A 23,940-nucleotide genomic window follows, 5' to 3' on the forward strand; every position below is an offset into this window, starting at 1 on the left:
CGTAAGCACGTTTTGAGTTTAATAAAGTGTATGAGTTACTCGTAAAGAAAATTCTTTTAATTCAAAACTAGCCACTAACCACTCACTACTAGCCACTAGCCACTCACTCCCACCCGCGTACTCTCCCACACTCCTACTAGCCACTAGCCACATTTAAGTTCTCGACAAAGAATCTGATGTGATTTGAGTTGAAGTGCGATCGCTTGTTTTTGGAAATTCAATTGTAAAAGTTGCGCCTTGTTCAACACCAGGACTTTCTACCTTGACAGAACCACCATGAAGTTGCACGATATGCTGTACAATTGCAAGTCCTAAGCCTAATCCACCTTGTTTGATTGAACTTTCAGCTTGGCGAAAACGTTCAAATACGTGTGGTAGTAAGTCAGAACTGATACCTTGACCTGTATCGGTAACAATAACTTGAATTGTGCGATCGCATAGCTTGAGTGCAACTTGAACCTGCCCGTGATGAGGTGTAAACTTAACTGCGTTGGATAATAAATTCCACATCACTTGTTGTAAGCGAGTAGCATCACCAAACAGTATGGAGGGATAAACGGAATTAACGCCTTCACTGTGACTAGGAGAAGAATCGATTGTTAATTCTAGTTGAATATCTTTAGTTTCGGCTGCTGGGCGCACTGTATCTACTGCTGCTTGCAAAATAACTCCCAAGTCAACGAGTTGCATATTGAGGTGAAGTTTGCCCGAAACAATTCGCGATACATCGAGTAGATCGTCAATCAGTTGTTTTTGTAATCTGACGTTGCGTTCTATCGTTTCGTAAGCGCGGCAAATTTGATCTTCTTTGAGCTTGTGAGCTTGTAATAGCTGAGTATACATGAGAATGGCAGTAAGTGGATTACGCAACTCGTGCGAAACCATTGCTAAAAAGACATCTTTAGATTTATTTGCTGCTTCTGCTGCTGTACGGGCGAGTTGTTCTTGAATCAGTAGTTGGGCGCGTTCTTGTTCTAAGCACTTGCGATCAGTAATATCGCGCCAAGCAATCACAAAGCCATCACCTAATTTAGTTGCGCGTATATCTAATGCTTTACTGAGGTACTTCTCATCGTTGAGTGCATAGAATAAAACTTCTTTAGTCAGGGGTTTGCTTGTTTCTACGATTTGGCAAAAATCATTAAATAGTTCATCTTGAGGAAACAGCGGTAGAGATAAAAGTGAAGCGCCAATTTGTTCTTGCGCACTCATTGAGTTAAACGCACAAGCAGCATCATTCACATACTCAATTGCAAAATCTATAATATTACCCGCAGCATCGCGGATACTCGTAAAAATTCCAAAGCAATCAAGCATTGTTTCTATAGAAGTCCGAAAGCGCTGTTCGCTTTGTTCGAGTAAAGTTTGTAAATGAGTGCGTTCGATCACGCTATGGATTGCTAAACGCAAACTTTCTGCTGTGGTTTCTCCCTTAACAAGATAGTCAGAAGCACCGCTTTTCATTGCTTGGACTGCGATCGCTTCATTACCTTGACCTGTTAACATAATCACTGGCAAGTTGGTTTTACCCATTTGCAACTGTAATTCACTTAAGAATTCCAACCCATTAATATCTGGTAGCAAGAAGTCTAATAAAATCACATCTGGTTTGACTAAGTTGCACAACTCTAGTCCATCTTCCCCACATTCTTCCCCAAAAATCTGGTACGCATACGTATCATCTTTTATTAAATAGCGGCGATATGTATCTCTGTCTTCTAGACAATCATCGATAATGACAATAGTCCGCTGTTGTACCATAATTATCCTCTTACTGAGTTAGGAAGAATTACTGCTTCAAACCAGTAATCTATTAACACTTGCACAGTTCGCATCAATTTTTTGACATCAATTGGTTTGAGAATATAACCATTCACTCCACACTGATAACAAACTTCAATATCTTTAGGATTAGAAGAAGTCGTAAAAACCACAACCGGAATCATTTTAAGTTCGCTATCTTGCTTAATTTGTTCTAACACCTCTCTACCATCTGTTCCTGGTAAATTAAGATCGAGAAGAATAATTCCAGGACGAGGTGCTTTTGTTCTATCTTGGTATTGACCATTATGTCGGAGAAAGTCTAATGCCTCATCTCCATCAACACAACGATAGACGACGTTGTTAATTGATGCTTTGCGCAGAATTCGTTCAAAAGCAGCAAAATCTTCATCACTATCTTCAATGACTAGTAATGTTTGAGTTGCTTCTGCCATTTACCCACCTTTACCTTGCAAAGTGAAATAAAATGTACTCCCTTCTCCATATGTCGATTCTACCCAAATACCTCCATCATGACGCTCGACAATTTTTTTAGCAATAGTTAAACCAGCACCTGTTCCACCGCCATATTTATGAACTGTATGTAACCGTTTAAAAATCCGAAAAATCGCATCAAAATGTTTTTCTTTAATACCGATACCGTTATCTTTTACATAGAAAACTGTAGGTGATTCCTTGGAAGTGCGATCGCCGTCTAAAAAACCAATTTCTACTCTTTTAGTTGCCTGATTGTTGTATTTAACTGCATTAGTAATCAAATTACTAAACACTTCACTTACCTGAACTTTATCACAATAGATAGCTGGTAAAGGTCGCGGAATATTAATCTCTACATCAGTTTGTCCGAGACTAATACTTAAAACATCAATCACGTTACTTACTAACTCATTCAAATCGATCTGCTGTACAGAAAGTTCTACTCTTCCTAAACGGGAAAAATGTAGCAATGAATTAATCAAGTCCTCCATGCGCTGTGTCAGACGTACCAATGTTTGTAATTTTGATACTCCTTCAGCATTTAATATTTCAGCATAATCTTCAATCAAGAAGTTTGAGTAGTTATGAATTCCGCGCAGCGGTTCTTTCAAGTCGTGAGAAGCAATATAAGCAAAAGCATCAAGTTCGTTGTTGCTGCGGGCTAACTCGATATTAATTCTGGCAAGTTCATCTGCTTTACGTAAAACAATTGAGACGATCGCACTCCGCAATTCTAAGACAGCATCGATTTCACATGGCTTCCAGGGTAAAGATTGCGATCGCACTGTTTCTTGCCATAGTTCAAATGATTTACGCGGTGATAATCTCCCTTCTTGTTCAAATCTTACTGACTGCTGTGGATCGCCTCCCCAATTCACTGTTTGAATGACTTCTGGACGAAACCACAATACATAATTCTTTTGAATCTGAGAAATTGATAGAACAATTAAACCACTTGCTACATCCTTAAATCTCTCTGCTGTTGGATAAAGCTTCGGCAAACAATCTGTATAAAATATATCATTATCAATTTTTGCCTCTACCCACGCCAGTAAATCATAAATATCACTTTTATTCGGTGTGTTTCCTGCAATTGCTAAGTCTCCATCAGTGCAAATGACAACGCCTTGTGCGTCAACTAATTCTAGTAAATTAGTTTTGTCTTTAACTAAACCTTCCATAAAGTTTTCAGCTAAAGGCATTGCTTCCAAAAACTTGTTTTGAATTGTCTTTAATTTTATTCTGTAATCTAAACTTTCATTTTCTTCTTTGCTAGCTAACTCTAAAGACATGACTTGTCCTAAAAACTCACAAGCAGTCCGAATTTCGTAAGAAACATACTTAGTTGAGTAATGATGACAAGCAATTAACCCCCATAATTTTCTATCTTTATTTAATGAAATTGACATAGAAGCAGTAACCCCCATGTTCTTCAAGTACTCTAAATGGCAAGGGGAAACACTTCTTAAGATTGCATAACTAAGATCGAGAGGTTTATTTGTAATAGAGTTATGCGAAGGAATTAATTGTTTAGGTTGAGCCTCAATATCAGGAATTAGTCGCAGGCGATTGAGTGTATAAAGTTTTTTAGCTTGCTCAGGAATATCAGACGCTGGATAATGTAAACCTAAATAAGCAGTTAACTCTTCTCGTTTTTGTTCAGCAACAACTTTACCAGCTTGTTTACCATCAAACTGATAAATCATAACTCGATCAAAACCTGTTAGTTTTTGGATTTCTTGGGTGATATTTTGACATAATTCAGATAGATTAGGTGCATTTTGCATTTTGGCGATCGCACCTTTGACAAAATGATAAAATCGAATAAAATCTCTTTCTTCTTGAGTTATTTTAGGCTCTAATTCAAGAATGAGTATGCCATCGCAGCGATGAAGTATTCCGTCGAAATCTTTAATCTTGGTACTCTTATTTAAAGAGAGTTTGATCGGGTTAACACTTTCAAAATCTTTGAGTAAACATCCTTCTATAAAAAGAATTTCTTGGGGAGTGAGTAATTCCTTTAAGCTTTTATGGAGTATCTCTTGTGGCTGAAAACCAAGTAGTTCAAATGTGTTATTGCTAACTTGAATAATTTCTAACTGAGGTTCTTTTAATGCAAAAAGGATACCGTGTGGCTGAATTGCTCCAGAAAGATGAAGAAATTCTTTATCATATGCCGTTAAATCGATTGGTTGGACTATGATATTGTCTTTACTTTGACTCATACGCTTTCCTTGAATCCAAAATGCGTTGCTTTAATTTAAAGCGCCTTGGTAACAGCGATAAATAACGGCTAATACCTTCACTATGCCTCAACTGAAAGCTGACACTTCAGATAGGTTTATGGTATTTGATACGCTTGACTTAAAATTTAACTATTTTTTAATCATTGCATCTGCTCGTATGATAATCATTTCAAAAAATTAAGTCTTTTATAAAATTAGTAATAATTTCAATATTACGACTAAAAGGTATCCCAAGCCACGCCAACACAAGTTATTTTCATCCTTTTACTAAAAAGGATGCTCTATGAGCGAATTCTCGAATGCGATCGCCTTAGAATTTGCACTGTCAAAAGACGACTTGCCAGACTTGTTATGAGCAATTAATTATGTATTTTTAAGGCTATTTGAGCATTTATTCCTATTAAAATAGCTTAAAATTTCCTTATAAAACTCAAGCAAAATTTGCATTCCGCGTGTAAGGTTTAAATTAGTTAATAGTCAGGAGCAAAGTATGGAATTGCTATCCAATACTGTAGCGCTGTCACGAATGCAATTTGCCCTCACGGCAATATTTCATATGCTATGGCCTGTACTGACAACAGGTATGGGAATATATTTAGTCATTGTTGAAGGCGTATGGCTAAAAACTCGTAATCCTGACTACTACCACCACGCCCGCTTTTGGGCAAAGTTTTATGTACTGAATTTTGGTATTGGTGTAGCCACTGGTATCCCAATGGAATTTCAGTTTGGTACAAATTGGGCACCTTTTTCCGAAGCTGTTGGTAACTTTTTTGGTAGTGTGATCGGATTTGAAGCTTCCTGGGCATTCATGCTAGAGGCAGCATTTTTAGGCATTATGCTATTCGGCTGGGAGCGCGTCAATCCCATTATTCACTTTACTTCAACAATTCTTGTTGCTGTCGGCGCTAATTTATCGACATTATGGATTTTGACTGCCAACTCTTGGATGCAAACGCCTGCAGGTGGAGAAATGGTAGATGGTAAATTTATTGTTCACGATTACTTTCAAGCTATTTTGAACCCCTTTATGGTGAATAGCGTGTTGCATATGTTCTTTGCGACGCTAGAAACTTCGCTGTTTGTCATTGGTGGAATTAGTGCTTGGTACATTTTCAACAACCGTCAAAGCGCATTCTTCTCCAAGTCATTGAAAATTGCCTTAGCAGCTGCGATCGCTGTTGCTCCCTTGCAAATTTACATTGGACACTTAAGCGGCGAACAAGTTTATCATTACCAACCCTCAAAACTGGCTGCAATGGAAGCCCAATGGCATACTACACCCGCAGGACAACCCGCAGATTGGAGTTTAATTGCGTTTCCCAACGACAAAGCTGAAAAAAATGACTGGGAAATTACTGTTCCCAATGCATTAGGCTACATTCTCGAATTCAAGAAAAACCTTTCTGAACCGGTACGCGGTTTAAGCGAGTGGAAACCCGAAGATCGTCCGCATTTAGTCGGTTTAATCTACTACGCCTTCCGTACCATGATTGCGATCGGCTTTTTCTTTGCTGGATTGATGCTATTTAGCACTTTGCAGTGGTTACGCGGTAAGCTATCACCAGAAAATATCAGCCAGCAAAAGTTATTAATGCTCGGTTGGATTTTTGCTGCACCTTTAGGGTACATTGCAGTAGAATCTGGTTGGATCGTCCGCTGTGTAGGTCGTCAACCTTGGACATTGTATGGACAAATTCGTACAGTTGACGCTGCTTCTCATCTGCCTGCAAGTAATGTCTTAGTCTCGCTCATCGCCTTTGCTAGTGTCTACACAATTCTATTTATTGCAGCAATGTACTTCGGTAGTCGTATAATTCGCCGAGGACCAAACTTAGAATTACCTATACCCAGCCTAGAGATTAGCAAACCTGCAATCAATACAACTCCTGGTGAATTTGTTCCTGATGAACGTCCGGTTGAAGCAGAACAATAACTAAGAGAGTTTTGAGTTTTGAGTTTTGAGTTTTGAATTGAGTAATTTTCTCATCTCTTTTGAAATCATAACTTATACCAAATCCAGTGGCTAGTGATTAGTGGTTAGTGAAAGATTGACTAGCAACTAGCAACTAGCAACTCATTACTAACATTCGCACACGAGATGAACACTTACATAAAGGTAATTTTATGGAAACACTAGAGTATTTTTTACCTCAGGTGTGGTTTGCAATTCTAGCTTTGTTTCTCTTCCTCTATGTGATGCTAGATGGATTTGATTTGGGAGTTGGAATTTTATCGCTAACCTCGTCAGATGAAGAACGTCGAGGATTGTTGATGACTAGCTTAAGTAACATTTGGGATGCTAATGAAACATGGTTAGTACTCATGGGCGGTGGATTATTTGGCGCATTTCCTCTCGCTTATGGAACAATTCTCAGCGCACTTTATATCCCAATTCTCACAATGGTATTCGGGTTTATTTTTCGCGGAGTAGCATTTGAATTTCGCGAGTTATCAAACCGTAAGTTCTTTTGGAATATCGCCTTTGGTGCGGGTAGTTTTACAGCAGCATTAGGACAAGGTTTTGCACTTGGTAGCGTATTAAAAGGCATCAAAGTTGACGAAACTGGACACTTTATTGGTAGTACTTGGGATTGGTTTAGTTGGCAATCAGTACTAGTTGCATTAACTTTGATTCAAGGATATGTTTTGATAGGTTCAACGTATCTTGTTTGGAAAACTGAAGGTGCATTGCAAGAAACCCACTACAAAACAGCAAAACTTGCTGCTTGGACAACATTAATTGGTGCAGTATTAATTACAATTACTACCCCCATATTCTATGTAAGTGCGAGAAGTCGTTTGTTCGATCGACCATTAGTTTATATTTTTGCTGTCATTCCTTTAATAGGAGTGTGGTTAATTTGGCAATTGCTACAAAGTTTGAATCGTAAAGAAGAGCGTGCGCCTTTTGTTTGGACAATTTTACTCTTTTTGCTCACATTTATTGGGCTAGCATTAGTTGTATTTCCCTACATTATTCCAACCCGAATTACTATTTATGAAGCTGCCGCAGATCCCAGTTCATTAGTCATCATGATTATCTTCATTGGTTTTCTAATTCCTGTGATGTTGTTCTACAACCTATATCAATACGTTGTATTTCGCGGCAAAGTGACAGGTGGATCGTATGGGGAATAGAATAGAGTGACTAGTGGCTAGTGATTAGTTTTGAGTTTTGGAAAGCAAAGAAAGGGGCTGGAGGCAATTATTTTAAGTTTTGTTAGCGTAGCGGTGCCTTAGCACGTTTTAAATTTTGAATTGTGAATTAGAAGAATTTTCTTAACTCATAACTCATATCTCAGCACTCATAACTATCACTCGCTCCGGACTTCGTCCCGCTGCGAAGAAATCGCTCCTCGCTCCTCACCCCTATTTTCCGATATCCTCATTCCATAACTCAGGGTTTTTTTGAATAAATTCTTGCATCAAATTTTTACACTCATCTAAATCTAGATCGATGACTTCTACGCCGTGAGACTCCATAAATTCTTTGGCACCAGAAAAGGTTACAGATTCCCCAGCAATAACTTTTTTAATACCAAATTGGACAACTGCACCGGCACATAGATAGCAAGGCATTAAGGTAGAATACAGCGTTGTACCCTGATAAGTGCCAATTCTGCCAGCATTACGCAAACAATCGATTTCTGCATGAGTCACAGGATCGGCGTCTTGAACGCGCTTATTGTGTCCTTTACCAAGAACTTCTCCATCTTTGACTAGTACAGAACCGATGGGGATACCACCTTCATCTCGCCCTTGTTTTGCTTGGGCGATCGCGGCCGTCATAAACTCGTCCATAAATTCTCCCTTACTATGACCAAACAACTTGTCCTCATGGATCACGATGGTGGTGTTGATGATTATCTCGCAACCATGCTACTTATGACGATGGATAGCATACAACCTTTAGGCATAGTCGTGACTCCCGCCGATTGTTACGCCCAACCTGCTGTAAGTGCTACGCGCAAAATTCTAGATTTGATGGGGCGTGAGATTCCTGTTGCAGAAAGTACCGTACGTGGTATTAATCCTTTTCCAAGACTTTACCGCCGCGATTCTTTCATCGTGGATCATCTGCCGATTCTCAATCAAAGTGAAATCCGTACGCCTTTGGTTTCTGAATCAGGACAAGAATTTATGATACGGGTGTTACTTGATGCGCCTGAGCCTGTGACACTCATGGTAACAGGTCCACTAACAACCCTTGCAGTTGCTTTAGATACCGCACCGGAAATTGAGACGAAAATTGCCAAAATCGTCTGGATGGGTGGGGCGCTGAATGTTCCAGGAAATGTTGAAAAAAGCTTTGAAGCTGGACAAGATGGATCTGCTGAGTGGAATGTATACTGGGACCCAATTTCAGCAGCGCGAGTCTGGAAAACTGCAATTGAAATTGTCATGTGTCCTTTAGATTTAACAAATACTGTCCCTGTTACTTCAGAAATTGTCTATCAAATGGGCAAACAGCGCCAGTACCCACTCTCTGATTTAGCGGGACAATGTTATGCCTTGGTGATTCCGCAAGATTACTATTTCTGGGATGTCTTAGCAACTGCATATCTAGCGCATCCAGAGTTTTATGAACTACGAGAATGGGAAACAGAAATTATGACAACTGGTGCGAGTCAAGGGCGCACGAAGATAACTGCTGGTGGGCGTAAAGTTTGGGCAATGGATCGAGTTGATAAATCTCGTTTTTATTCTTATATTTTGCAACAGTGGCGACGATAAATGAAGATAGGATTAAGATGATTGAACCATATTAGCGCAGCCTTCCCGTAGGATAGACACAAAAAGCACAAAAAGAAGAAGTATTGAAGTTTTATAAATTATAAAATAGATTGCTGTAAGTAGTTTAATCCTTTAAAAAGAGCAGATACGGTTCCGGCAACGTTGATTTCTCCTGCTGCAATTTTTTCTATTACTTTTGAGATGGGAAGGAGTATAATTTCTATATCTTCTGTAATATCTAATTGTTGTTGAACCACTTTTTTAACATCTTGAGCGACAAATAAATAAATTTTGTTTGAGTCTTTAACAGGATTATCATAGAGAACTCCTAGCGGTATTGCTGTTTGGGCTATGTATCCAGTTTCTTCTCTTAATTCTCGTAATGCAGCATCTTGCGGATCTTCAATCTCAAAATTAAATGTACCTGCAGGGAGTTCTAATAAAATCTCACCTGCCCCATGCCGATATTGCCGCACAAAAACAATTTCTTGATTACTGGTAACTGGTAAGATTAAAGCAACGTCAAGCCTAAGATTAACAAAATAATCATCAACTATCTTACCATTAGGCAATTTAACTTCATCTTGACGAACTTTACACCATTGATTATTAATTACCATTTGAGAGCTTAAAATTTTCCATTTCCTTAAATGCATACATCACTAAAGGTTAAAATAACATTCAAAACTTTAACACATACACTAATACTAAATAATAAATCCTCTCTTCCTCTTGACTCTGTGTTCCCTGTGTCTGGAGTGGTAGCCTGCGGCATGCCCTTCGGGTTCGCAGTCGCTTCAAGTCGGCACCGCCCAACGCGCTGCTCACCGCTCCGCGTCTACATTTAAAAAATAATCTCCCCGCCATGCGAATTGAAATCAAAACTTTTACAGTAAATAAACGCTTTCCACTAACAATTAGTCGCGGCACAACTGCCCAGACAACAAATGTGTGGGTCAAGTTAGAACAAGATGGTATTGTTAGTTGGGGAGAAGCATCGCCGTTTTCATTAGGGAATTATCGGCAATCTACAGCAATTCTGACAGCAGCATTGCAGCAAGTTGCACCAATGTTAGAAGTATACAGCCCTCTACAACGACAGCAAATTGAAGGTGTATTAAATACTCAACTACCTTCAGCAGCAAAAGCCGCAGTAGATGTGGCGTTACATGACTGGCTTGGCAAGTACGTGGGTTTACCACTGTGGCAAATCTGGGGATTAGATTGCTCGCGCATTGTTCCTACTTCTGTCACAATTGGTATTAATACCCCTGAAAATGCTAAAGCAAGAGTACGCGCTTGGCTACAATTTGCTGATGTGCGTGTCATTAAAGTGAAGTTGGGTAATCCCGCTGGAATTAATGCAGATCGCGAGATGTTTTTAGCAGTTCAAAAAGAAGCAACGACACAGGATATATTTGTTGATGCAAATGGTGGATGGAATTTAGAAGATGCGATTGAGATGTGCAAGTGGTTAGCTGAATTAGGTATTAAGTATGTTGAACAACCTTTGGCACAAGGAGAAGAAAATAAACTAGCAGAACTTAAGAAGCGATCGCCTCTCCCCATATTTGTTGACGAAAGCTGTCACACTAGTCGCGATATTCCTCAACTCGCACCATTAATTGATGGCATTAATATCAAACTAATGAAAGCTGGGGGTTTAACCGAAGCAATGCGTATGGTACATACTGCCCGCGCTTATGGGTTACAAGTAATGTTCGGTTGCTATTCTGATAGTACGCTAGCAAATACTGCCGCCGCGCAACTTTCCCCACTAGCAGATTATCTAGATTTAGATAGCCATATGAATTTAATCGACGATCCGTTCATAGGTGCAACGCTACAAGCAGGGCGAATTATTCCAAATAATAAACCAGGATTAGGAGTAGAATGCAGTGCAGCTTGAAGATCGTCAACGAATTGCAATTCTTCTGCATGAAGGAATTCGAGGTAATGGTAATGGCAAAACAGGGTTAGCACTGTTACGCTATAGCGAAGTCCCAGTTGTTGCCGTAATTGATAAAGACTGTGCAGGAGAATCCTTAGTTGCATTAACAGAAATACCTCTTGATGTTCCTATAGTTGCATCGGTAGCTGATGCATTAATTTATACACCAGATGTCCTGACGATTGGAATTGCACCTTCAGGAGGCGTGTTACCGCAAGCATGGTTGCAGGAAATTCAATGTGCAGTTGCTGCAGGATTATCGGTAGTTAATGGATTGCACACACCACTGGCAACAATACCAGAGTTGCGATCGCACCTACGCGAAGGACAATGGATCTGGGATGTACGCCAAGAACCAGCTAATTTAGGAATCGCAAGTGCTAAAGCGCGATCGCTATCATGTCGCCGTGTATTAACTGTTGGTACAGATATGGCTGTCGGGAAAATGTCTGCAAGTCTAGAACTCAACGCCGCAGCAAAAAAACAAGGATTGCGTTCTAAATTCCTCGCAACAGGACAAGCAGGAATTATGATCTCTGGTGATGGTATCCCTTTAGATGCGGTGCGTGTAGATTTCGCCGCCGGTGCTGTTGAACAACTCGTTTTACGCTACGGTGCAGATTACGATATTTTATTCATTGAAGGACAAGGTTCAATCTTACATCCTGGTTCGACTGCAACTTTACCTCTGATTCGCGGAACGCAACCAACGCATTTAATTTTAGTCCATCGTGCCGGACAAACTCATATTCGCAACCATTCACATGTCCCAATTCCACCATTATCTGAAGTCGTGAAACTCTACGAAAACCTTGCAACAGCAGGAGGTGCTTTTGCACCTGTTAAAGTTATCGGAATCGCCCTCAATACTGCGCATCTAGATGAATTAGCAGCAAAGCAAGCGATCTCCCAAATTCAAGCCGAAACAAATTTACCCTGCACAGATGCTGTCCGTTTTAATCCAAAAGCACTATTAAACGCAGTATACCAAAACTAAAACTTTTTATTGAATTATGCGTATAAGACAACTCGTGGTTGCTGCGAGAAAGCTTGTATTAATCTTATGTTTTTTCACTAAAAATACTTAGCTTTCTTATCACTTGCAGTAGATAAAACTTTTTATTCGTTACCTTTGAGACAACATACTGTAGAACAAGGCTATAAATCTATAGTATCAAGAAATACATAAAGATCCCGCATATTTAGAAAACAGCTTGATATTCCTTTTTCTTCATATTCTTGAGAATTTCAATCACCAACTGTCGTTGTTTTGGCGTCAACTTTCTCAAACTATCTCCCCACAGTTGTTCAATAGCTTTTTGGTGAGCATCATTATTGTTGTTCGCATTGTCTTTTGAGTTATTCATGTCAATATCTTCTTGTCTGGAAGATGAACTGCATAGATAGTGTTGATCTAGATATACAAAACCTAAAACAACTGACTTAATAAGAAAAACCTTACTTTAACTAAGAATAAACAAAGTAGTAAGAGTTTATCTGTACGGTTCCGAACATATAAAATAACTAGTGTGAAATAGCCTGAGTAAGCTAGTCATCCTTAGTGCCAAGTAAACGCTGAAATTCTGCTTTAATGACCTGATAACACTCACATGCCGTCAATTCCAGTGTTTCTCGATTTGTGATGTTGATTTTGCCACGACTGTAGCGAATCATTCCGGCTTTACTCAGAGTACTTGCAGCTACCGTAACACCACTGCGGCGCGTACCTAGCATTTGGGCAAGAAATTCTTGTGTCAAAGGTAATTCTTCTGACTCGACGCGATCGCTTACCGTCAATAGCCAGCGCGAAAGCCTTTCTTCTAGTGTGTGTAAACGATTACAAGCAGCAGATTGTCCAAGTTGAGTATAAATCGCCTGTGTATAACGCAGTAAGAGTTTTTGTAAAGCACCACCTCGATAAAACTCCTCTTTTAACACCTCAGCTTTTAGTTTCAGGACGTTACCTGGAATTTGCACCACTGTTTGGTGAACTGCTGTATCATCCCCCCAACATACAGGGATACCTGCTATCCCTTCTTTACCAATCACTCCTACTTCAATCGTCGATCCATCTTGCATGATAGAGACAACAGAAACCATAGCTGTTGTCGGAAAGTACACATCAAAAATGACTTCTCCAGTATTATGCAATACCCTTTGAAAGGGCAGTGAAAGATTTTCTAGATAGGGAGCAAGACGCTGATAATCTTCAGCAGGTAAAGCCGCAAGCAACTTGTTGCCTTGCCGATTCAAATTTTCGCTCATTTATCCTAAAAACTTCCTAAGTATAAAGTAGTGTTGTGTCACTAAAAACACTATAGATTGCTACCTGAAGACTAAGAATCTATCCTTTAACGCTAGGATAACTTTACTACTCGAAAACAATTTTACGAGTTTTTACTATGAAAGCAGAAAAACATCCGATCAGATTAAATCACTAAAACGCAATATCAAATCTTAAGTATTTCTTTGTTTTTTTTGAGAACGAAAAACCTTCAACCTTATTAAGGCTAGAAATATCCAGCTACTGCCATGTAATTGAATTTTTGAGTTATAAATATTGATCTTTAATCAATGACAAAATATTCAATTTGCAAATATTATTAATAAAATTAGGTCAGATGACACATGGCTAATAGTGAATAGTTAATTGTTGCTTCACTGACCATTAACCAATAACAGCCCTCAAATGACACTTCTTTTCACTCACTTACCTAACTCATCGCTATATCTAGAAAAAATTGCCTAAACTGAGAATAAATTCAACCAGCGATCGAGCCTTCCTATCATGAAACTTCCCTGGAACTCACTGTTGCTAAGCTTGAACTTGGTGATATTTTCTGCTGGAACATCAATTGTCCTTGCTGAACCTTCAGTTAGCGATCCTCCTAATGCGATCGTAGTACCCATAGAAGGAGAAACAGAAACGCAACCCGCATCTACACAAGAAATTGTTGATAAAATTAACAGCGCTTCAACTTTAAGTTCGGAAGAAATAGCGCGTCAACAAAAGTTGATTGAAGCCGATCGCTTGTATTTAGGAGGACAATTCGCAGCAGCTGAAAAAATCTATCGGGAAGTCAAAGCACCATTTCCCACAGTATCAACTGAAATTGTACAACGTCCGCCAGCAATTATCAATCCCGCTCAACTTCCACCCGCAGGTAAAGTTTATTGGCGAGAAGCAGAAGCAGCCTTCCAACATAAAGTTGCTAGTAGAATGATGGTACCACTGCGGTTGTTGGTGGAACAATATCCAGAATTTATTCCTGGTCATCTGCGACTCGCCCAAGCATTACAAAAATTTGACCATAACTCTGAAGCGATCGCCGTTTTAGAACGTGCTGTCACACTTTATCCCGAACAATCTGAATTAGTGAAAGCTAAAGTAGCATTACTTGCCGAATCCAAACAATGGATGGAAGCGTCCCTCGCAGCGCGTCAATTTGCTTTACTCAGAAGTTTAAACGCAGAACACGCTAACGAATTTACCCAACTTGCAGACACGCACCTCGAACGCTATCAAAAGCACTTGCGTAGCGAGTTGAGAGGAAATATGATTGCCAATGTCCTCACTGGTGCATTAGGTTACGCACTTACAGGTAATCTTTTTGGTCCTTTTTCGGCAGTGCAAACAACCGCAATGTTGCTTCGTGGCGAATCAGCTGTTGGTGAATCTGTCGCCAACCAAGCGCGGGAACAGCTAGAAATCGTGACTGATAAAACAGTTGTAGATTATGTTAATGAAATTGGACAAAGACTCGCGCAAGTTGCTGGTAGAAAAGATTTTCAATACGAATTTTATATAGTTTTAGATAAAGACTTAAACGCTTTTGCGCTACCAGGCGGTAAGGTATTTGTCAATGCTGGAGCAATTACAAGCACTAACTCTGAAGCAGAATTAGCAGGGTTGCTGGCGCATGAATTAGCCCACGCCGTTTTATCACATGGTTTTCAGTTAGTTGCTGGAGGGAACCTTGTTGCTAACGTGACGCGATTTTTCCCTTATGGTGGGACTGTCGCAAATCTTGTTGCACTCAACTACAGCCGCGAAATGGAACAGGAAGCCGACATGTTAGGTACACGACTTCTCGCTTCGACTGGCTATGCTGCCGATGGCTTACGCAACTTAATGGTAACACTAAAACAAGAAGAAACACGCACAGCTTTTAGTTGGTTATCTTCACATCCACCTACAAGCGATCGCATTGGCTATCTCGAATCAATTATTCAGCGCCACGGTTACAACCGCTACGCTTACGAGGGAGTTGCCAGACACACTCAGATCAAACAAAGAGTAGAAAAATTGCTACAACAGAAACAATCCGAACCTAAAAAGCATCAACGATAAGTAAATAGGGAATGGGGTAGTTGAGTAGTAGAGCATGAGGGAAAAATAGCAATTAAATCTCTTCATCTCTCCCACACTCCTACTCTACAACACTCCCACACTCCTACTCTCCCACTATTCATCCCTAATCCTTCTTTTACATCGAGGAGTCGTTTATGTCACCACAGTTGCAATTTGCTTGGCGAGGTATTGGTTTATCTGTCGGGGTAGCAACACTGTTACTTGGTAATAGCGTTATAGCTGCGCCACAATATAACTGGATTGCGCAGGTCAATCCTACCGTACCACCTGTTGTTGTTGATACAGAACCATTACCACCAGTGCCAGGAACAACACCACCTAATGGTTCCACAGTTCCCAGCGTCACAACTGCTACGCGGTTTACTTGTCAATTGAATAACGGTCAGTATACAGTCATGTATCAGCCCGAAAGCCAGCCAAGCCGCTTTTTCCCCTGGGCTACTCCAACAGCTTTAGGTGGTGGTTGGAGCGAACAACGACGTTGTGAAGAAATTAGTCGTCGCTTAGAAGCATATCGCCCAGATGGTTTACTAGAACTCACAACAGGCGTAGAAAATAATTATAATACTGTTTGCGTGATCACGCAGCGCAACAATTCATCTTGTCGCATTGTCTTTACCGTACCTCCAGGGCAAGACCCAATCTTAACTCGCGATCGCGTCTTTGAAAACCTCACAGTTGCTGATAGCGGTCAACAGACAACTGGAGTTTATACCTATACAAATCGTGGTAATGAACTCGATCGGCTATTTAACTTAGGACGTTCTGTTATTGGCGGTAACAATCGACGTTCTTCACGAAGCATTAACTTAAGACCTTTCCTCGATCGCGCTGACGGTGGTAACGGAACTCAACTCAGCGGTGGTGTTCCTGCACGTAATAATACACAATCGCAACCAGGTACTAGAAGACTTAACCCCAGCAACTTTTAGCTGCTAAAGTATAGCTAATTGCCAATAGAAGAATCGCCAAGAGCTAAATATGGTTAATCGCGATCGCATTCAACCAGAACCAGGACAAGAATCAGTGTGGGATTATCCTCGTCCGCCACGTTTAGAAGACGTTAATAAGCATATTCAGGTTGTTTTCAACGAAATTGCGATCGCTGATACCCATCATGCCAAACGAGTACTAGAAACAAGTCATCCACCTGTTTATTACATCCCGCCTAGTGATATCAAAATGGAGTACCTTATTCGTACTCCTCAATCGAGTTTTTGTGAGTGGAAAGGACTTGCAGGCTATTACACAGTTGCAGTAAGTGACAAACAAGTTCCAAATGCTGCTTGGTTTTACCCCGATCCTACTCCTACTTTTGCTGCAATTAAAGACTATGTCGCTTTCTATCCACATTTGATGGCTGCTTGTTACGTCAATGGTGAGAAAGTGCAACCACAACCAGGAAACTTCTACGGCGGTTGGATCACCAGTGATATTGTTGGTCCATTCAAAGGTAGTCCTGGAACCTGGGGATGGTAGTTCTTTGCTGTAAAAACTCAAGCAACCAATTAAGCTGAAGTGAAAAAATACCGCCTGAAAAACAGCAAGATCCGATCAATCAACACGGAAAAATAATGACCCTACAAAGCAAAATTGTTGAAGTTGAAGAAGCTAGAAAAGTGGTAGGGGAGTTTAGAAGCGTTGTTGAAGATTTTGAAGCGAGAGGATTAACCATAGAAGTTTAGAGCGAATAAATTTAAAAATTAGTTGAGCCGACAAGATGATGCTAATATCAGGAAAATCACACGAAAACAAGCAGATATACTGATATGTATTAATAAATATAGAGATTCTAGAATAGAGAATATACGTAATAAGTTAAAGCAAAATTTACTAAATTTAAAATATAGTGTTAGTAACATAGAAAAGGAAATTCAAACTTGAATAATGTATTGATTTTCCTCAGTAATATTAGTAGCGTAATTAATCATTTGGCTAACATTTTAAATTGATGTTACCAGGTTAGTATCAAAAATTATCATCAAGTTGGTGATAGTATTGTCTTAGTATAAACATGAGTATCTTAATACTTCTACAACACTTCCTCTGTTATCAAACTACAGAATCAACTACAAGCATTGCAGTGTAATAACGATTGTGATTGCAATTTAGCTACTTGTATAGGAATTGTATGAATACAACAGAACCAGGCGATCGCGAACACCTAGAGAATTTTAAAATATTCTCCAAGCACGTTGGTGTATGGGAAGGCATTTGGGTGCGCTTAGATGCAAACGCTAAAGAAATTGAGCAATTTACAGGTGTTGTGAAGAAAAAGATAGTTGATAATCAATGGGTGCAAACTAATACGTATCAGTTTGCTGATGGTAGAAGTGTCACTCAAAATTTTGTGGGTGTTGTAGCTGGCAAAGGTGCGATAAAAATCGAAAGTTCCGAACCTCCGTTTTGTAACTACACCACACTAGCTGAGGAATATGGCACCAACCTGATTATTTTTCGGATCTGGGATAAAGCAACTGGCGTGCTACTTGGCGTTGAAACGATTAATCTCATCGATGACAATACTTGTATCCGCACTAGTCAAGGATTTACTACTGAAGGAAAATTCAGGGGTGGGACGATGATTACTGAACGTAGAATTGGCTAATTAGCATCTGGAATGCTGCAACTTAATGATGTGGCTGCTTTGGTAGCTTTTCTTTGTTCTGAAGAAATTAGATGGATCGCGGATCAAAACATTTATGTTGATGGGGGACTGGGAATTTTATCGACTGAGTGAGAATTCCAAGTCAGAGTCAGCGATCGCATAACATTTGATATTTGCATAAGCAACCGTTGCAATTGTTTTAATGGAGAACAAGATGGCAGAAGGGTCAAACAATACCCTAAAAGTTGCCTATCAAGCATTTGAGTATTTTAGTCACGGATTGGCAACAGGGGAGTGGAATCAGCTGATCGATATGCTTAGCGATGACTTCACCTTTTGGTTTCCAGTAGGACCTTATCATGGCTTAAATGTGGGAAAAGAACGGGCGATCGCCTTCTTTCAATACGTCTCTGAGACATTCAGTAGTGGATTGTTTCTCACCTTAGACCGAGTGACTAGCAATCAGATGACAGTGGTTTTTGAGTTCCGAGATGAGGGACTCATGTGGGGGGAACCTTATAAAAATCGAGTCGCGGTTTCCTTCGATGTGCGTAGCGATCGCATTTGTGGCTACCGAGAGTATTTTGGTAGTGATGGTAAATCTAACTAAGGCAAGCTCGAAACCCTTGTGGTGGACATCTAACTAAGGCTAGGTGCATTGAAAGTTCACAATTGAAAATCCAACGCACAGCTTCGATTGATCTAAAATGCGGTTGATGAGTCCAAAGTGAGCGCATGGTAAACCAAGGTTTGATTCCAGTAGTTGTGAATGGTGCTGCTGGTAAAATGGGTCGTGAAGTCATTAAAGCAGTCTCTCAAGCAAGTGACATGACCTTACTGGGTGCAGTTGACCGCAACCCTGAATACAATGGCAAAGATGCGGGAGAAGTTGCAGGTTTAAGCGAACCGCTAGAAATCCCAATTACCGATCAATTAGAACCTACATTAGTCCTAGCAACTCAAGAAAGACAATTGGGTGTGATGGTAGATTTCACGCATCCGAGTACTGTTTATGACAACATTCGCGCAGCGATCGCCTATGGGATTCGCCCAGTTGTAGGAACGACAGGATTAAGCGTTGCCCAAATTCAAGACTTAGCCGAATTTGCAGATAAAGCGAGTACAGGTTGTTTACTGGTTCCCAATTTCTCAATTGGTATGGTACTACTCCAAGAAGCCGCCGTTAGAGCCTCGCAGTACTTTGACCATGTAGAAATCATCGAACTACATCACAATCAAAAAGCAGACGCCCCTAGTGGAACCGCAATTCAAACAGCTCAGATGCTTGCAGAAATGGGCAAAACATATAACCCTCCCACGGTAGAAGAAACTGAAAAGCTCCCTGGAGCAAGAGGCAGTGTTGCTGATGAAGGTATTAGAATTCATAGTGTCCGCCTTCCTGGACTCATTGCTCACCAAGAAGTGATTTTTGGCGCACCAGGACAAATCTATACTTTACGCCACGATACCAGCGATCGCGCTTGTTATATGCCTGGAGTCCTGCTTGCCATTCGTAAAGTCCTACAACTCAAATCCCTAGTCTATGGCTTAGAAAAGCTATTGTAATCATGGGGGAATAATGGACTTAGTCCCTCACCCCTCACCCCTCACCCCTCACTCCTCATGTTAGTTCCACTCACGCGCCAAAAATTTGAACAATTGATTCCCCGTATTGCGACTGGCGATCAGTACAAATATGCTTGGGGCAAGTTTCCTGATTTCTTAAAGCGACTGCTGATTTCGGTCGTCAGTGTCGTTGCGATTTGGATTGTGCGACTCATTATTGGTGAAGGATTTGGCATAATTCTCTTTCCGGTAGGCGCGATCGCCGGACTTTATTGGTTGTGGGGACCTGTTTTATGGGCAAGTTTGCGTAATGTAGAATACCGTAAATATCCTTACAGTGGTTTCTTACGCGGGCGAATATTAGATGTCTATATTACTGAGGAATTAATTGGTACTGAAGAAACTGTTAATAATAAAGGCGAATTGGTCATTGTCGAAAACCGCGAACGGCGGCTCAATATAGAAGTTGGTGATGAAACAGACTTTTTTACTGAAATTCAAGTACCGTTACGCCGCAACCACCAAGATGTTGTTCCCAACCAAATTGCTGAAATGATTGTGCTTTCTACTCGACCAGATTTAAGTAGCATTGCCAAAGTAACAGATATTTATATTCCAAGTCGTAATATCTGGGTAAGCGATTACCCTTACTTACAAAAAAACAACTTTATTGAAGTCAGTCGCCGTTTGCGTGAGAGTAGAGAACCGCGATCGCGTCAAGCCCCACGGAGAAGAACCCGTCCTTCCTATCCGCAAGATGTTGAGGAATGGTAAAGAAGCCCGTTGCTGATCTAAGTATTTTATGTTTCCGACGCCGAAGAACGATTGAGTACTGGTGATAAATAAGCTACCAAAGCACCAATTAGGAAACCTGCAATGTTACGCACTAAAGGAAGCCACTCGGAAGTCCGTGTCACAACAGGTCCAATCCCAAACGCAATAAATAGGATTCCCCATAGCGGCGAGAAAATTAAAGCCCATTGCCAAGCAAAAACTTGCCCAGGACGCCGAGGTTGAGCCGCAAAGCCACATATTACCCCACCAAGAACCGAGGTAATGAGTGTCAAAATCCATTGTTCGCGTGGTAATCCAGGAACAACGCGACAGCCACCTTGTCGTAAACAAGCTTCAACTGACTCGATAGATTGAATAATTGATTGATCTTCTCCCTCTTCGCGAACAAAATACAAATTACCAAAGCGGGTTTGCAACTCTACCCAAAATGTCCGAGGTAATAGCTGGTAAACGGCATCACCGACATTAAAGTTGAGAATATTTCCCCCACGAGAATCGGCAACAACTAAAATACTTTTTTCATCTAAATTCCAAAAATCTTTGACTGCTGCGCCTGGTGTCCGATCATACTGTGTGAGAACGCGGAGTTTCCAACCAGTTTCTGCTTCAAATTGTTCAAGTTCTTGCGCTAATCGCTCTTCTTGAACGCTCGTGAGCGATCGGGCTAAGTCTATAATTGGCGTTGGCTGATCGGGAAGTAACTCTGGATTGTTATACGCGAGTGCTACAGGAGAGGGTAATAACCAGGCTGCACCAGCTAAAAAAATTGTAAATACGCTTACCAGTAATCGTCGCCAAATAGAACACTGCATGGACAATTCTATATAAATCTCAAATTTGGACAAAAACCAAATGGTTTTATTGTAAAGAGTAAAAGATGATACTTCTTTACATTTTGTAACTTTACTCTAATTTAGCTGACAATTGCCCATAAACTCAATCCCCCATGAAGAGAATCTCGGGTTTGGCTCAGAAGTAGCTACTTTGTTAAGAAAGCAGAGGAAGCTTCAGGAGCAGAGGAGGAATAGTGTTTTCTATATAACTCAAAACTCAAAACTCAAAACTCAAAACTCAAAACTAATTACTAGCCCCTTCACCTGGTTGTAATCGCATTAAGAATAAAATCAGTGCTACACCGACTAAAGCTCCACCAAGATGGGCAATGTGGTCAACGCCATCTTGAATACCTGTTTGGCGTAACTCAAATATGACGCGCTCGATCACAAATTGACCGAGAATGAGAACTTCTAGAATTTTGCGCCAATGCCAGCGGAGTTTGATGAGAACGCTTACGGCAAATAAGCCAAAAACTGCTCCTGAAGCACCTAACGAGTAAACGGCTCCACCGTGGAAGAAAAAACTCATCAGACTGCCGCCTAATCCACAAATAATGTAGGAACTGACGATTCCCAAAATGCCTTCTTCTTCCTCAACAATCCTGCCAAAAATATAGAGAAAAAATAGATTGCCTGAGATATGTGCCCAGTTTGCATGACAGAACATTGAAGTGAAAAACTGATACCAAGCTGGAGAGGCGTGATTGAGATAGAGATTTTGGATAAAAGGAATACCTAGAACGCGATCAGCAATAAACACAACCAAGTTGATAATAATTAGCGTAAAAACACCGTTGTAGTTTTGTTTAGGGTTAGTTATTAGTGGCTGGTTTTTGAGCATTCTTTAAAATAGGGGTCAGGAAGTTCCAGTACCATCATTGTTGACATAATGCAATGTGCAGTTTAGGAAGTCTGGGAGTTTTGTATCCATTTTAAAGTTGGGGTTATTTTTGTACCTATCTCCTAATCCCTCATTCCTTCAATTATTCCTCTTCTGTTTCGACATCATCATTATTATCATGCCAATTTGAGGTATCGTAGCGTACCTGACTCGATTCTATATTTGTTGTGTAACTGCGATATTGCTCAAGGAATGCTGCATTGTTTTCTTCAGGTAATTCTTCTGGATAAGGAACATTACTGATGCGATCGCGCTGTCTGGAACGCTGTTCTGCTAAAAAGCGATCGCTACTCCGACGAGTACCGCGTGTAAAAGTTCTCCAAGCGACTTTCACCCCAGTGAAAACGCTGCGCGTACCAACTTCAACTTTCTGTGCCTGTTTCACAGCATTATCAATGCTTTGATCGACTTGCTTAGCGACATTACTCGCTCTTTGTACACCTTGGCTGACATCATCAGTTAAATCGCTAATCTCTAACCCTGTTAAGCGAATTGCTTCTAATGTAGGTGGTAAGTCTCGCCGTAGTGTATCAAACAATTTTTCTGCACTGCGAGCAGCCCGCGCCAACTCCTGTAATGCTGGCAAGGCTGCCACCAATACTGCGGTCAAACTCACAGCCACTAAAAGAATCGATAGTCCAAGCCAAAATAAAGGGTCAATCACAAGTATCAAGAGCGATTATAGGCGGTCTAAAAGCGGTGGTTGATCGGAGGAAGCTTCAATTTTATTCGAGCGCATAGGTGTTTGACGCTCTTGCTGACTTGCTTCAATGCCTGCAGCTAAAGCCTCCCGCAATCGTTCTAGTGTGTCATCCCAGTTGCGCAATGCTGTTTCTGATAGGCGATCTGCTTGTATCTGTACACTTGTGGATAAATCTTCTGCTAATTCTGGTAAAGCATCAGCAGATTTTTTCAGCAAAGTACGTGTTTCTCGTCCAGCACGCGGTGCCATTAGCAAGCCTGTTAGAGTACCAATGGCAGCCCCTAGCAACATACCGCCAACAAAAACCCCAGAACGGTTGTTAGACATAACTGTATCTATCTCCTTACACTCATTTTATGTAAGTTTTATCGGCTTGCACGATAACTCGTGCACATTTACTGCACAAAAAGTACTACTACACTCTTTCTTGTCTACTTTTACAACAAGTAAAACTATTTTGAATTCTAACTTTTGAACTGAGAATCACCTATATTTTGCCAGAGCTTTTCTAAAAAAACCTGTCTGACGCAATAACACGATGCGCTGCCAAGTCTGTAAGACAACTGCTAATAAATTGAAAAATTGTTTGATTCGTAGTTGTTTGACCTCTTGTGGTGTATCTGGCTGTCGTGTTTGGCGAATTGCTGTTTTTCCGACAGCGATCGCGTCTGGTGTCCTCTGCAAAGCTGCACGAGTCACGCGCTCATACACCAACAAAATATCTGCTATCCGCGCCAACTTAAGCCGTAGTTGCCATATTTGCCAAGCAACACACAGAAGAACTAGCGTTAGTCCTAGATTTATGAAAACAACTGTTACCATCGCTGCTTGGCTAGCTCCCAATTTGACTTTATGATGAGCTGATTAAATTTAGTTCTAGGGTATTGAGCAGTATCAAGCTTAAGCTAGATGAGCATGACTTACCTTACTATGTTAATTTCCGATCTGGCAATGCCTTAGCTGATC

Annotated in this window: 25 protein-coding genes; 13 read left to right on the plus strand and 12 right to left on the minus strand. The window is 40.6% G+C overall.

Features of this window, described 5'->3' with window-relative positions; translation table 11 throughout:
- Positions 1–153 precede the first annotated feature (153 nt).
- The 3 genes from CSQ79_RS13130 to CSQ79_RS13140 are packed head-to-tail and all read right to left on the minus strand — an operon-like array spanning position 154 to position 4,484.
- Positions 154–1,761 (minus strand): hybrid sensor histidine kinase/response regulator, encoded by a 1,608-nt coding sequence (locus CSQ79_RS13130; protein ID WP_099701621.1) that lies wholly within the window; start codon positions 1,759–1,761, stop codon positions 154–156.
- A 2-nt stretch (positions 1,762–1,763) separates the two neighbouring features.
- Entirely contained in the window at positions 1,764–2,216 is a 453-nt protein-coding gene (locus CSQ79_RS13135) for a response regulator (RefSeq protein WP_099701622.1), read from the minus strand.
- Positions 2,217–4,484, minus strand: coding sequence for an ATP-binding protein (locus CSQ79_RS13140; protein WP_099701623.1), 2,268 nt, complete (start codon positions 4,482–4,484; stop codon positions 2,217–2,219).
- 511 nt (positions 4,485–4,995) lie between these two features.
- On the opposite strand from CSQ79_RS13140, the gene CSQ79_RS13145 reads away from it, so the two are divergent.
- Positions 4,996–6,441, plus strand: a complete 1,446-nt coding sequence (locus tag CSQ79_RS13145) for a cytochrome ubiquinol oxidase subunit I (protein WP_099701624.1) — start codon at positions 4,996–4,998, stop codon at positions 6,439–6,441.
- 191 nt (positions 6,442–6,632) lie between these two features.
- Complete coding sequence (locus CSQ79_RS13150; protein WP_099701625.1) at positions 6,633–7,646, plus strand: cytochrome d ubiquinol oxidase subunit II; 1,014 nt, start codon at positions 6,633–6,635, stop codon at positions 7,644–7,646.
- 231 nt (positions 7,647–7,877) lie between these two features.
- On the opposite strand, the gene CSQ79_RS13155 is transcribed toward CSQ79_RS13150, so the two are convergent.
- Positions 7,878–8,309, minus strand: a complete 432-nt coding sequence (locus CSQ79_RS13155; RefSeq protein WP_099701626.1) for a nucleoside deaminase — start codon at positions 8,307–8,309, stop codon at positions 7,878–7,880.
- Positions 8,310–8,324: 15 nt separating this feature from the next.
- On the opposite strand from CSQ79_RS13155, the gene CSQ79_RS13160 reads away from it, so the two are divergent.
- On the plus strand, positions 8,325–9,242 hold the full coding sequence (locus CSQ79_RS13160; protein WP_099701627.1) for a nucleoside hydrolase: 918 nt from the start codon (positions 8,325–8,327) through the stop codon (positions 9,240–9,242).
- Positions 9,243–9,340: 98 nt separating this feature from the next.
- On the opposite strand, the gene CSQ79_RS13165 is transcribed toward CSQ79_RS13160, so the two are convergent.
- Positions 9,341–9,898, minus strand: a complete 558-nt coding sequence (locus tag CSQ79_RS13165) for an NUDIX hydrolase (protein ID WP_099701628.1) — start codon at positions 9,896–9,898, stop codon at positions 9,341–9,343.
- Positions 9,899–10,107: 209 nt separating this feature from the next.
- Here CSQ79_RS13165 and CSQ79_RS13170 point away from each other — a divergent pair, with 209 nt between their 5' ends.
- A complete protein-coding gene (locus tag CSQ79_RS13170) occupies positions 10,108–11,151 on the plus strand; it encodes a dipeptide epimerase (RefSeq protein ID WP_099701629.1) in 1,044 nt (347 codons plus the stop codon).
- Positions 11,141–12,190: an N-acetyltransferase DgcN family protein gene (locus CSQ79_RS13175; protein ID WP_099701630.1), complete on the plus strand. Its 1,050-nt coding sequence runs from the start codon at positions 11,141–11,143 to the stop codon at positions 12,188–12,190. The genes CSQ79_RS13170 and CSQ79_RS13175 overlap by 11 nt, the downstream gene beginning before the upstream one ends.
- A 205-nt stretch (positions 12,191–12,395) precedes the next feature.
- On the opposite strand, the gene CSQ79_RS27760 is transcribed toward CSQ79_RS13175, so the two are convergent.
- A complete protein-coding gene (locus tag CSQ79_RS27760) occupies positions 12,396–12,560 on the minus strand; it encodes a hypothetical protein (RefSeq protein WP_289501101.1) in 165 nt (54 codons plus the stop codon).
- A gap of 181 nt (positions 12,561–12,741) precedes the next feature.
- A complete protein-coding gene (locus CSQ79_RS13180) occupies positions 12,742–13,458 on the minus strand; it encodes a Crp/Fnr family transcriptional regulator (RefSeq protein WP_099701631.1) in 717 nt (238 codons plus the stop codon).
- A gap of 523 nt (positions 13,459–13,981) precedes the next feature.
- Here CSQ79_RS13180 and CSQ79_RS13185 point away from each other — a divergent pair.
- From CSQ79_RS13185 to CSQ79_RS13215, 8 genes are all read left to right on the plus strand, one after another.
- The gene (locus CSQ79_RS13185; RefSeq protein WP_099701632.1) at positions 13,982–15,544 is read left to right on the plus strand and encodes a M48 family metallopeptidase; all 1,563 of its coding nucleotides are present in this window, start codon (positions 13,982–13,984) and stop codon (positions 15,542–15,544) included.
- A 155-nt stretch (positions 15,545–15,699) separates the two neighbouring features.
- A complete protein-coding gene (locus CSQ79_RS13190) occupies positions 15,700–16,497 on the plus strand; it encodes a COP23 domain-containing protein (protein WP_099701633.1) in 798 nt (265 codons plus the stop codon).
- Positions 16,498–16,546: 49 nt separating this feature from the next.
- Entirely contained in the window at positions 16,547–17,044 is a 498-nt protein-coding gene (locus CSQ79_RS13195) for a DUF427 domain-containing protein (protein WP_099701634.1), read from the plus strand.
- A gap of 652 nt (positions 17,045–17,696) precedes the next feature.
- Positions 17,697–18,173, plus strand: coding sequence for a DUF3598 family protein (locus CSQ79_RS13200; protein WP_099701635.1), 477 nt, complete (start codon positions 17,697–17,699; stop codon positions 18,171–18,173).
- Positions 18,174–18,185: 12 nt separating this feature from the next.
- Positions 18,186–18,305: an SDR family oxidoreductase gene (locus CSQ79_RS27060; RefSeq protein WP_143755453.1), complete on the plus strand. Its 120-nt coding sequence runs from the start codon at positions 18,186–18,188 to the stop codon at positions 18,303–18,305.
- A gap of 82 nt (positions 18,306–18,387) precedes the next feature.
- The gene (locus CSQ79_RS13205; RefSeq protein WP_099701636.1) at positions 18,388–18,783 is read left to right on the plus strand and encodes a nuclear transport factor 2 family protein; all 396 of its coding nucleotides are present in this window, start codon (positions 18,388–18,390) and stop codon (positions 18,781–18,783) included.
- Between the two features lie 125 nt (positions 18,784–18,908).
- On the plus strand, positions 18,909–19,739 hold the full coding sequence (dapB, locus tag CSQ79_RS13210) for a 4-hydroxy-tetrahydrodipicolinate reductase (protein ID WP_099701637.1): 831 nt from the start codon (positions 18,909–18,911) through the stop codon (positions 19,737–19,739).
- A 57-nt stretch (positions 19,740–19,796) separates the two neighbouring features.
- Positions 19,797–20,513 (plus strand): DUF8619 family protein, encoded by a 717-nt coding sequence (locus CSQ79_RS13215; protein WP_099701638.1) that lies wholly within the window; start codon positions 19,797–19,799, stop codon positions 20,511–20,513.
- Positions 20,514–20,539: 26 nt separating this feature from the next.
- Here CSQ79_RS13215 and CSQ79_RS13220 read toward each other — a convergent pair whose 3' ends face one another.
- The 5 genes from CSQ79_RS13220 to CSQ79_RS13240 all read right to left on the minus strand — a co-directional run bounded on the left by CSQ79_RS13220 (position 20,540) and on the right by CSQ79_RS13240 (position 23,796).
- The gene (locus tag CSQ79_RS13220) at positions 20,540–21,346 is read right to left on the minus strand and encodes a TPM domain-containing protein (protein ID WP_099701639.1); all 807 of its coding nucleotides are present in this window, start codon (positions 21,344–21,346) and stop codon (positions 20,540–20,542) included.
- Between the two features lie 265 nt (positions 21,347–21,611).
- A complete protein-coding gene (locus CSQ79_RS13225; protein WP_099701640.1) occupies positions 21,612–22,211 on the minus strand; it encodes a rhomboid family intramembrane serine protease in 600 nt (199 codons plus the stop codon).
- A gap of 142 nt (positions 22,212–22,353) precedes the next feature.
- Entirely contained in the window at positions 22,354–22,935 is a 582-nt protein-coding gene (locus CSQ79_RS28905; RefSeq protein ID WP_099701641.1) for a hypothetical protein, read from the minus strand.
- A gap of 15 nt (positions 22,936–22,950) precedes the next feature.
- Positions 22,951–23,301: a YtxH domain-containing protein gene (locus CSQ79_RS13235; protein ID WP_099701642.1), complete on the minus strand. Its 351-nt coding sequence runs from the start codon at positions 23,299–23,301 to the stop codon at positions 22,951–22,953.
- A 156-nt stretch (positions 23,302–23,457) separates the two neighbouring features.
- Positions 23,458–23,796 (minus strand): hypothetical protein, encoded by a 339-nt coding sequence (locus CSQ79_RS13240; RefSeq protein ID WP_099701643.1) that lies wholly within the window; start codon positions 23,794–23,796, stop codon positions 23,458–23,460.
- Between the last annotated feature and the right edge of the window lie 144 nt (positions 23,797–23,940).

Origin of the sequence: Gloeocapsopsis sp. IPPAS B-1203, assembly GCF_002749975.1 — a bacterium.
In the GTDB taxonomy this organism is placed as follows: Bacteria; Cyanobacteriota; Cyanobacteriia; order Cyanobacteriales; family Chroococcidiopsidaceae; genus Gloeocapsopsis.

What these genes read in the sequence shown, in the direction of transcription:
- CSQ79_RS13160 (WP_099701627.1), top strand. Translation starts at nt 8,325, where the DNA reads ATGACCAAACAACTTGTCCTCATGGATCACGATGGTGGTGTTGATGAT.
- CSQ79_RS13185 (WP_099701632.1), top strand. Translation starts at nt 13,982, where the DNA reads ATGAAACTTCCCTGGAACTCACTGTTGCTAAGCTTGAACTTGGTGATA.
- CSQ79_RS13240 (WP_099701643.1), bottom strand. Translation starts at nt 23,796, where the DNA reads ATGGTAACAGTTGTTTTCATAAATCTAGGACTAACGCTAGTTCTTCTG.
- CSQ79_RS13155 (WP_099701626.1), bottom strand. Translation starts at nt 8,309, where the DNA reads ATGGACGAGTTTATGACGGCCGCGATCGCCCAAGCAAAACAAGGGCGA.
- CSQ79_RS13135 (WP_099701622.1), bottom strand. Translation starts at nt 2,216, where the DNA reads ATGGCAGAAGCAACTCAAACATTACTAGTCATTGAAGATAGTGATGAA.
- CSQ79_RS13225 (WP_099701640.1), bottom strand. Translation starts at nt 22,211, where the DNA reads ATGCTCAAAAACCAGCCACTAATAACTAACCCTAAACAAAACTACAAC.
- CSQ79_RS13200 (WP_099701635.1), top strand. Translation starts at nt 17,697, where the DNA reads ATGAATACAACAGAACCAGGCGATCGCGAACACCTAGAGAATTTTAAA.
- CSQ79_RS13170 (WP_099701629.1), top strand. Translation starts at nt 10,108, where the DNA reads ATGCGAATTGAAATCAAAACTTTTACAGTAAATAAACGCTTTCCACTA.
- CSQ79_RS13140 (WP_099701623.1), bottom strand. Translation starts at nt 4,484, where the DNA reads ATGAGTCAAAGTAAAGACAATATCATAGTCCAACCAATCGATTTAACG.
- CSQ79_RS13130 (WP_099701621.1), bottom strand. Translation starts at nt 1,761, where the DNA reads ATGGTACAACAGCGGACTATTGTCATTATCGATGATTGTCTAGAAGAC.
- dapB (WP_099701637.1), top strand. Translation starts at nt 18,909, where the DNA reads ATGGTAAACCAAGGTTTGATTCCAGTAGTTGTGAATGGTGCTGCTGGT.
- CSQ79_RS13235 (WP_099701642.1), bottom strand. Translation starts at nt 23,301, where the DNA reads ATGTCTAACAACCGTTCTGGGGTTTTTGTTGGCGGTATGTTGCTAGGG.
- CSQ79_RS13165 (WP_099701628.1), bottom strand. Translation starts at nt 9,898, where the DNA reads ATGCATTTAAGGAAATGGAAAATTTTAAGCTCTCAAATGGTAATTAAT.
- CSQ79_RS13180 (WP_099701631.1), bottom strand. Translation starts at nt 13,458, where the DNA reads ATGAGCGAAAATTTGAATCGGCAAGGCAACAAGTTGCTTGCGGCTTTA.
- CSQ79_RS13205 (WP_099701636.1), top strand. Translation starts at nt 18,388, where the DNA reads ATGGCAGAAGGGTCAAACAATACCCTAAAAGTTGCCTATCAAGCATTT.
- CSQ79_RS13195 (WP_099701634.1), top strand. Translation starts at nt 16,547, where the DNA reads ATGGTTAATCGCGATCGCATTCAACCAGAACCAGGACAAGAATCAGTG.
- CSQ79_RS13190 (WP_099701633.1), top strand. Translation starts at nt 15,700, where the DNA reads ATGTCACCACAGTTGCAATTTGCTTGGCGAGGTATTGGTTTATCTGTC.
- CSQ79_RS27760 (WP_289501101.1), bottom strand. Translation starts at nt 12,560, where the DNA reads ATGAATAACTCAAAAGACAATGCGAACAACAATAATGATGCTCACCAA.
- CSQ79_RS13220 (WP_099701639.1), bottom strand. Translation starts at nt 21,346, where the DNA reads ATGCAGTGTTCTATTTGGCGACGATTACTGGTAAGCGTATTTACAATT.
- CSQ79_RS13215 (WP_099701638.1), top strand. Translation starts at nt 19,797, where the DNA reads ATGTTAGTTCCACTCACGCGCCAAAAATTTGAACAATTGATTCCCCGT.
- CSQ79_RS13145 (WP_099701624.1), top strand. Translation starts at nt 4,996, where the DNA reads ATGGAATTGCTATCCAATACTGTAGCGCTGTCACGAATGCAATTTGCC.
- CSQ79_RS13150 (WP_099701625.1), top strand. Translation starts at nt 6,633, where the DNA reads ATGGAAACACTAGAGTATTTTTTACCTCAGGTGTGGTTTGCAATTCTA.
- CSQ79_RS27060 (WP_143755453.1), top strand. Translation starts at nt 18,186, where the DNA reads ATGCTGCAACTTAATGATGTGGCTGCTTTGGTAGCTTTTCTTTGTTCT.